The 7,527-nt window shown below is 46.3% G+C and carries 8 protein-coding genes and 1 pseudogene; 1 reads left to right on the top strand and 8 read right to left on the bottom strand.

All coding sequences use genetic code 11. The features are described from left to right. Window positions 1-118: pseudogene (locus tag A0129_RS15095) on the top strand (IS3 family transposase); the annotation flags it as partial. A 44-nt stretch (window positions 119-162) separates the two neighbouring features. Here the strand turns inward: A0129_RS15095 and rfbB are convergent. The 8 genes from rfbB to A0129_RS15135 all read right to left on the bottom strand — a co-directional run. Further along, complete coding sequence (rfbB, locus tag A0129_RS15100; protein ID WP_291716225.1) at window positions 163-1,224, bottom strand: dTDP-glucose 4,6-dehydratase; 1,062 nt, start codon at window positions 1,222-1,224, stop codon at window positions 163-165. Between the two features lie 81 nt (window positions 1,225-1,305). Continuing rightward, window positions 1,306-1,848, bottom strand: coding sequence for a dTDP-4-dehydrorhamnose 3,5-epimerase (gene rfbC, locus A0129_RS15105; protein ID WP_291716226.1), 543 nt, complete (start codon window positions 1,846-1,848; stop codon window positions 1,306-1,308). A 353-nt stretch (window positions 1,849-2,201) separates the two neighbouring features. Next, the gene (locus A0129_RS15110; RefSeq protein WP_291716227.1) at window positions 2,202-3,080 is read right to left on the bottom strand and encodes a glycosyltransferase family 2 protein; all 879 of its coding nucleotides are present in this window, start codon (window positions 3,078-3,080) and stop codon (window positions 2,202-2,204) included. An 18-nt stretch (window positions 3,081-3,098) separates the two neighbouring features. Beyond that, window positions 3,099-4,670, bottom strand: a complete 1,572-nt coding sequence (locus A0129_RS15115) for an FAD-dependent oxidoreductase (RefSeq protein ID WP_291716228.1) — start codon at window positions 4,668-4,670, stop codon at window positions 3,099-3,101. Then, entirely contained in the window at window positions 4,660-5,481 is an 822-nt protein-coding gene (locus A0129_RS15120) for an aldo/keto reductase (protein WP_291716229.1), read from the bottom strand. The genes A0129_RS15115 and A0129_RS15120 overlap by 11 nt, the downstream gene beginning before the upstream one ends. Then, window positions 5,471-6,019 carry a putative colanic acid biosynthesis acetyltransferase gene (locus A0129_RS15125; RefSeq protein WP_291716230.1) on the bottom strand — a complete coding sequence of 183 codons (549 nt, stop codon included), beginning with the start codon at window positions 6,017-6,019 and terminating at the stop codon, window positions 5,471-5,473. The genes A0129_RS15120 and A0129_RS15125 overlap by 11 nt, the downstream gene beginning before the upstream one ends. Beyond that, window positions 6,020-6,724, bottom strand: coding sequence for an FkbM family methyltransferase (locus A0129_RS15130; RefSeq protein ID WP_291716231.1), 705 nt, complete (start codon window positions 6,722-6,724; stop codon window positions 6,020-6,022). It lies immediately after the preceding gene. Between the two features lie 133 nt (window positions 6,725-6,857). Beyond that, window positions 6,858-7,527 (bottom strand): IS3 family transposase (locus A0129_RS15135; RefSeq protein ID WP_291716232.1); only part of this gene is annotated, 670 nt, incomplete at its 5' end.

The raw sequence follows: 7,527 nt of genomic DNA on the forward strand, positions 1-7,527 counted from the left end.
TGACTTGGAACAAATACAAGAACACGCAACAGACTGGATGTGGATCTACAATCACGAACGGCTGAACATGGCCATCGGTGGAATCACACCCAAAATGAAGTTGGCCATGGCGGCCTAAGCTCTACTTTCGAGCCCCTTTAAAAATGGGGGTATTACCGTTGTTCAACCCGCATATTGCTTCTCCAGCCATTCGCGATAAGCGGCGTCAGTTACTAGCCTTACCCACGCTTGGTTGTCCAAGTACCATTGAACGGTTTTTCTAATACCCGTGTCGAAAGTTTCCTGCGGCTTCCAGCCTAACTCCCCCTCGATTTTACGGGCATCAATCGCATAACGCCGATCATGACCCGGGCGGTCTTTGACAAAGGTGATCAGCCTTGAGTAACAACTTCCATCTTCCCTAGGCTTTAACTCATCCAAGATAGTGCAGATGGTGTACACCACTTCGCGATTGGTCTTTTCATTCCAACCACCAATGTTGTAGGTTTCCCCCAATTGACCTCGCTCGAGTACTTCATAAATAGCTCGAGTGTGATCTTCAACGTAGAGCCAATCACGAACTTGCTGACCGTCACCGTAAATCGGTAATTTTTTATCCGCCAGAGCATTCATGATCACCAAGGGAATCAACTTTTCCGGAAAATGATACGGCCCGTAATTATTGCTACAGTTGGTCGTGAGTACCGGCAAACCATAGGTGTGATGCCAAGCACGCACCAAATGGTCGGAAGCCGCTTTACTAGCAGCATATGGACTGTTTGGCTCATAGCGGTTGGTCTCAGCAAAAGGTGCTTCTTCTCTACTTAGCGTTCCATACACTTCATCGGTGCTGACCTGCAAATAGCGAAACTGCGATTGCTCCTCGCGAGTAAGCTCCTGCCAATATTCTCTGACTGCCTCAAGCAAACGGAAAGTACCTAGGACATTGGTTTCAATGAAAGCTTCAGGCCCGTGAATTGATCGATCGACATGGCTTTCGGCTGCAAAATTGACCACAGCACGAGGTTTGTACTCCGCTAACAATTTAGCCACCAAAGCTTTGTCACCAATACTTCCGTGCACGAATAAATGGTTGGGATTGTCCATGACTGGCAGCAAGGTGCTTGGATGCCCGGCATAAGTCAGTGCATCTAGCGAGATAATTTTCTCATTGCTCGCAGCTAGACGTTGGCGAGCAAAGCTGCTGCCGATGAAACCGGCAGTGCCAGTTACCAATATACTCATCTGTGAGATTCTCCAAAAATTATCTGACTCATCAGGTACGACCTAAATTTCTACCCGCTATGGGCAATTGTGGTTAAGCAGCTATCTCCCGAAGCTAGCTAGGCTTAGACCTTCGACATCTTTTGCACTAACCATGGGCTCGCCCTCAAACTGCCAATCAATTCCCAAATCAGGGTCATTCCAAGCAATGCAACGTTCATGATCCTTGCTCCAGTATTCAGTCACCTTGTACTGAAAGACAGTGTTATCTTGTAGAGCCACAAAGCCATGAGCGAGGCCAGGGGGTATCCATAATTGGCGATGGTTGAATTCAGAAAGCTCAAACCCTACCCATTGGCCATAGGTGGGAGAGTCGGAACGAATATCTACCGCCACATCAAATACGGCACCTTTGACCACACGTACTAACTTCCCCTGCGCCTTAGGGCTAATTTGAAAATGTAAGCCTCGCAATACCCCTCTTGCGCTCATGGATTGATTATCTTGTACAAACTGCGCCGGAAAACCAGTAAGTTCTTCAAACTTTCGGTCATTAAAACTCTCAAAAAAGTAGCCTCTACTGTCGCTAAAGACGGTAGGCTCAAGGAGACACACTCCTTCCAACTTCGTCTGGATTACTTTCATAGTGGTTAATTTAGTGGTCCCTTAATTAGGCCCAAACGGATCCTTTACTGATTGTTGCCTTGGTGTCGAGTAGATCCAACATGTACTCACCATAGCCGCTTATAGCAAGCGGTGTAGCGAGTTTGGCAAACTGTTCGCCAGAAATCTATTTGTGCGCCATGGACTACCCCGTCTTTCATTGACAAACCGGAGCCTCATTTTGAGGCTGCTTCAAAGACCTCTGGGCTGACCCCACCCCCTTGGGTTTTAAATCGCATCCTCTGCCACCTCAACTCTCCATCCACTTTTGCCAGACTTTCCCCACCCCCAAAATCACTGTCACCTGGGATGCAGAATACAAATGTGGTGGTCGGTTACAGCCTGATTTCAAGAACTCGCTCGATGGCCTCATGAAGCTCTACTTTGTTTGTTTGCACACAACGCTCCACCTCTTGGACTTTAGCCTCTACCAAGTACCGATACCAAAACCCCTGCAGGAAGTGAAATGCAAATCCTTCCTTGCCATCCAGAAAACCCAGTCGAATGACATAGCGATATAAGAAATAAGCGAGCACCTTGGGAACAACGGGCAACTTGGAGTAGATACGCTCTTTGATCAACCGCTTCAATCCTGCAGACCCTGCCATTGTCTTATTTGCGGTATTGGGTGCGTATTTCAGCTTCAATACCTCAACCGCTTCACGATTGGAGTACAGGTTGTGCTTTTGAATCCACCAAGTAAGACTTTTCAAATTGTCATCGATAAGCTCCCCTTCGAGCTGGCCAACCGGTCCATCGACAACAATGTGTTCATCCATCCAGCGCTCTTCGCACACACCATGACCGAATCGAAAGAGGCGCACAATCTCCACCGGAAACAAACCGCCGTGTTTGATAAGATTGCCCGCAAAGGTCATTCGTCTCTTCAAACCATAGCCCATGACCTCGGAGGGACTCGCAAGTGCCTCGTTAATGCTGTGAGCTAGCTTTGGAGTTAAATACTCGTCCGCATCAATTCGCAACACCCACTTCACGTCTTTAGGAAGTTCAGTGAGCGCAAAATTAAACTGCTGCGCCTGATTGATAAACCTGTTTTGTATGAATCTTGCATTGTGACGGGATGCAATCAACGCAGTTGAATCGCTCGAAAAACTGTCGACCACAATCAAGAAGGCGTTAAGTGGGCTAAGACTTTCCAAACATCGGTCTAAATGGCCTTCTTCATTGAAAGTTAAAATCACCACACACAACATTGTTTAACCTATAGGTGCCTAATTGACAGGCTTTAATTGTGCGGCAAGATGCTCAGCCAATCGAAATGTCAGTGCGAAATGGGTCATCCCTGGGTTAGCTGCACCTGCACTTGGAAATACTGCAGTGGAATTCACGTAGAGACCGTGTAAATTCCAGACTTTAAGATCCCTATCGACAACTGAATTATGGGGTGAGTCGCCCATTCTTAAGCAGCCCGTTGGGTGGTAGACATCATAGATGTTGTTATCGCCATCCTTGCTGCGATCAAAAACTTTGGTGGCTTTTAAAAGTGCGCCTAACTCAGAATTAGCCAAGTCTATTAAAAACAGCTCACCAACTGTCTCCGCTGCGCTCAGGTCGCGCTCTGATACCTTCCAGTTAATTTCAAGTTTCCCATCGCCAGCCAATCTCAAATATGATTCTCGGCCTGCAATTTGCTCGACATCAATCTGGAGATACAACTCGGATGAAGGCGATAGATAAAGACGGTTGTGAACATATCGCCAAAAAACTACTCCAACTACATCTGAGAGCCCTCTCCAAAGCGCTTTGAACCCCAGTTGCAAAGGTTCTTTAATCCCCTGCATGCGCCGTAAAATTTTACGAATCAGATCAAACCCCGAGCCTGGCGCACTGACCATTAAAAAATGTGCGTATGTGTTGCTGACACTCAAATCTTGCTGAAATCGGGGCGTCAATTCAAACCGAGGTGTTCTCATCACACCACGATCGAAACGACTCATCACGCTACGATTTATTCGTTTTACATCACAGGGCTCAAAGGTTAATCGAGCAAACCTCACCGACAAATGATCAGCAAAATACTTTCCAATAACTGGTGATTTGAACTTCACAAACTCAGGAAGATCGAATTGCCTCAACAGCAATCGAGCAGACTCGAGCGCCCCACAGCAAATGACGGTGAACGGCGCTTTGATTGCTACCTCAGAGTCCCGAAGCTTGATCTTCACGCCACTTATCGTTGGGGGCAAACTCAAATCAGCGTGGGTCAACTCTGACACTGCTGTATTGGTGATAAGTAGAATGTTATCGTTTCGCTCAAACTCTTGGAGAAGGCTTTTGCCGATATTCCTCCGGGCGTGGCCAATCCAGGAAGAAAGACGCTCTACCCAACGGCCACCGGAGAAGGTCGGTTTAAAACCGACGTTATTCGACCCGTCCGCGGAAATGCCCAGCCAACGGGACACCGAACGATAGAACGGCAACAATTCGGAATGTTGTATTGGCCATGCCGGAATCTGACCGTTCGAACGCTCCTGAAAATCGTACTCGGTCATCTCCAACATCTGCCCACCCCACAAGCTTGAAGTTCCGCCCAAGCCAAAGGCTCGCCCTTCAGTTACACCTTTATATACCCGTGCGGTCTGAACCAACTGATCTACAAACGGCGCGTCTTTGGTGGCGTGCAACCCGCCTGCCTCAATCAACATCACACGATACCCGAGTTCAAGCATTTGAAAAGCGAGCGTGCAACCGACGGTACCGGCCCCAACAACTATACAGTCCGCAGAGAAACCATCAACGAGGCGATGCTCTATGTGTGTGGCACGGCTACCATCAATCACCATCGCTCAGGCCCGATATAAGATTTTTTAGATGCTGAATTTTTGTTGTGGAAAACAAAAACTTTTTGCCGGGGGATCTTTGATAAGCCTCTCGGAATATTTGAGATGCGCTGAGGCTTGAACCAGCGGCATAAGCAGTTCTTAGAACACCAAATAATGCATCAACGCTTACCCCATTTTCCTGAAGCAATGAACTCTGAGTTAATAGCGGATCGTCTTCTATCTGGATTCTAGAAAAGAAATACCCTGACTCCTTCTGAATAGACAGGCACTCCTTTGCGTACCCCGATAGTCCAATTTGTTTTATATCGCCACTATTCAACAAGCTGCTTAAAAAGGGGATCAAACGCTCAATTTGGGGCCACTCAGCCGCATAAGGTTCGTGAAGAAATAGTGTATCTGTCCGAATTCTGCCAAGTCGAGCAAAAGACTCGCCCACGGATCTCACAATTGAATCATAGGCAAATCTCGATGAGTTCGGCACACGAACTGAAAACATTCTTTGGCAGCTCAGCTTTTGAACAAACTTAACTGCAATGGTGTTCGCAATCGAGCCAGGACGCAATCCTCTGGCATCAAGACCAATCTTTGTCGATATGCGCACCAAATCGGGCACATCACCAAATACATCAGCTAAACAAGACTCAGCCAAACCATCCCCATAGAATGGCGAAGTATCAAAGCAGGAAACTCCTACTTCAAATGCATTTCTTAAAATGTGACAACGGTCTTTACTAAGCAGCAAATGATGCAATGTCGACGTACCAAAAATAAGATCGTCTACCGTTAAACGGGTGCTGGAATCATTCCTCACGGACAACCCTCTTTCTAAGAGGCACAGCCGGGGCGCCTCCAACAACAACAGAGTCAGAAATGCTCTTGGTTACCACACTCCTGGGAAGAACCACAACCCAGTCATCAATCTTCACATCAGGCGATATAAAACAGTCCGCAGTGATCCACACATGATTTCCAATAATGATTGGTCCTACCATCAGGGGGAATTTGGCGCTTCTTCTTGCATCAGGATGCTCATAATCATGTCCCGCAGTGCACAGATGGGTAAACTGACTGACCGTAGAATGCCTGCCGATGGACACTAACGCTGGGTTGTAACAGATCACGCCAAACGCAAGAGTACTGTCTTCTTGCATGACCAAATTCCATGGAGACCAAATTTTAACGTCAGGATAAATGAAGGCTTTGTAGGAAACATTTGCCCCAAAAAGATTTAGTAGAAAAACCCTCCATCTGTGAGCAAAAATTGGACTTGTTTTAAAAAAACAAAAATAACAAATGCTCCAGATCGTCCTCTTCAGCTTATCCTTCTTGGTTATAAATAAAGGCGCCATCTATTTGACTCGAACAGCACACAAGTGAGAGGGATCAGTCCATGTCGTTTTGAATCCAGAGGACTTGAGAATATCAAAAATCTGGGAAGCGCCAGTTTTATAGCCCAGCGAATCGAGCTTTCTAAAGTGTACTTCAATAAAAAGACACCTAAGTCTTCGATCGCTTAATATTGTTTTCAAACCCTCGATCACTGCAACCTCAAACCCCTCCACATCTATTTTGATACAGTTGGGGAAAAGTTCTTTTTCCTCATGTGCGAAGGAAGCTCCTGTAAATTGACGAACTACACAGGAATCTTTATCTGGATGATATGCAGAGGAATCCTCTACAGATGAGCTTCCCGCAGGATCAAAGTAAAATGTCATCTCGCCATTTTTGTCACTTAAGGCTGCGTTAATTATTGTCACATTTTTTTTATTTATAAACTTTTTATACAGTACAGCTGCGCTAGTAGGCGCTGGCTCAAAAGTCACTACTTTACCTTTATTCGATAAATTGACTAGGATTTCTTCTACATATTGACCTTGATTTGCTCCTACGTCCCAAATGACGTCATCGGGGTTTATATTTCTTTGCATAAACTGATTAAAACTTTGCTCATATTTTACAGCGAACAACTTCCTCCATCCACTTACAACACTTGGAAGTAAACCTGTCTTTCTAGCAAGACGACGCAAATAAATATAAAGTTTAGATTGATACATAAAAATTATCCGATTGAACAAGTTGGCATTACGAATCTCGGTTTTCTGCTGCTGACAGTCTCGCGTGAGCAAACGCGAAACGGTCGGGATGGTTAGGCAATCCCCCTATTTTTAAAGGGTTCGAAAGTAGAGCTTAGGCCGCCATGGCTAACTTCATTTTGGGTGTGATTCCACCGATGGCCATGTTTGGCCTTTCGTGATTGTAGATCCACATCCAGTCTGTTGCGTGTTCTTGTATTTGTTCCAAGTCATCAAATAAATGCTCAGCCAAACAATCGTATCGAACTGTTTTATTGAAGCATTCAACGTAGGCGTTTTGCTGAGGCTTGCCAGGTTGAATGTATTTCAGTTCGATCCCGCGTTTTTCCGCCCAAGCAACCATGGCCCCACTGATGTACTCCGGGCCGTTGTCCACGATAATGGCCTCTGCTTGCCACGCCCATTCAATGATCTGATTCAGAGCGCGCATCACGCGCTCTGAAGGCAAAGAGAAGTCGATCTCGATGGTCAAAGCTTCACGGTTAAAGTTGTCGATCACGTTGAAAAGGCAAATGCTTCTGCCATCGGCCAGTTGGTCGTGCATGAAATCCATTGACCACACATGATTAATTCTCAGCGGTTCAAACAGCGGTTCAGGTTTCTCCCGCACTAGGCGCTTCTTCGGCTTAATTCGCAGGTTCAATTCCAACTCACGATAAATGCGGTACGCCCTTTTGTGATTCCATAAGAAGCCTTCGATATTGCGCAGGTACAGAAAGCACAAACCGAAGCCCCAGTTACGCTGCGCTGTGGTCAGTCGAATC

This window comes from Limnobacter sp. CACIAM 66H1 (genome assembly GCF_001601825.1).
GTDB lineage: Bacteria > Pseudomonadota > Gammaproteobacteria > Burkholderiales > Burkholderiaceae_B > Limnobacter.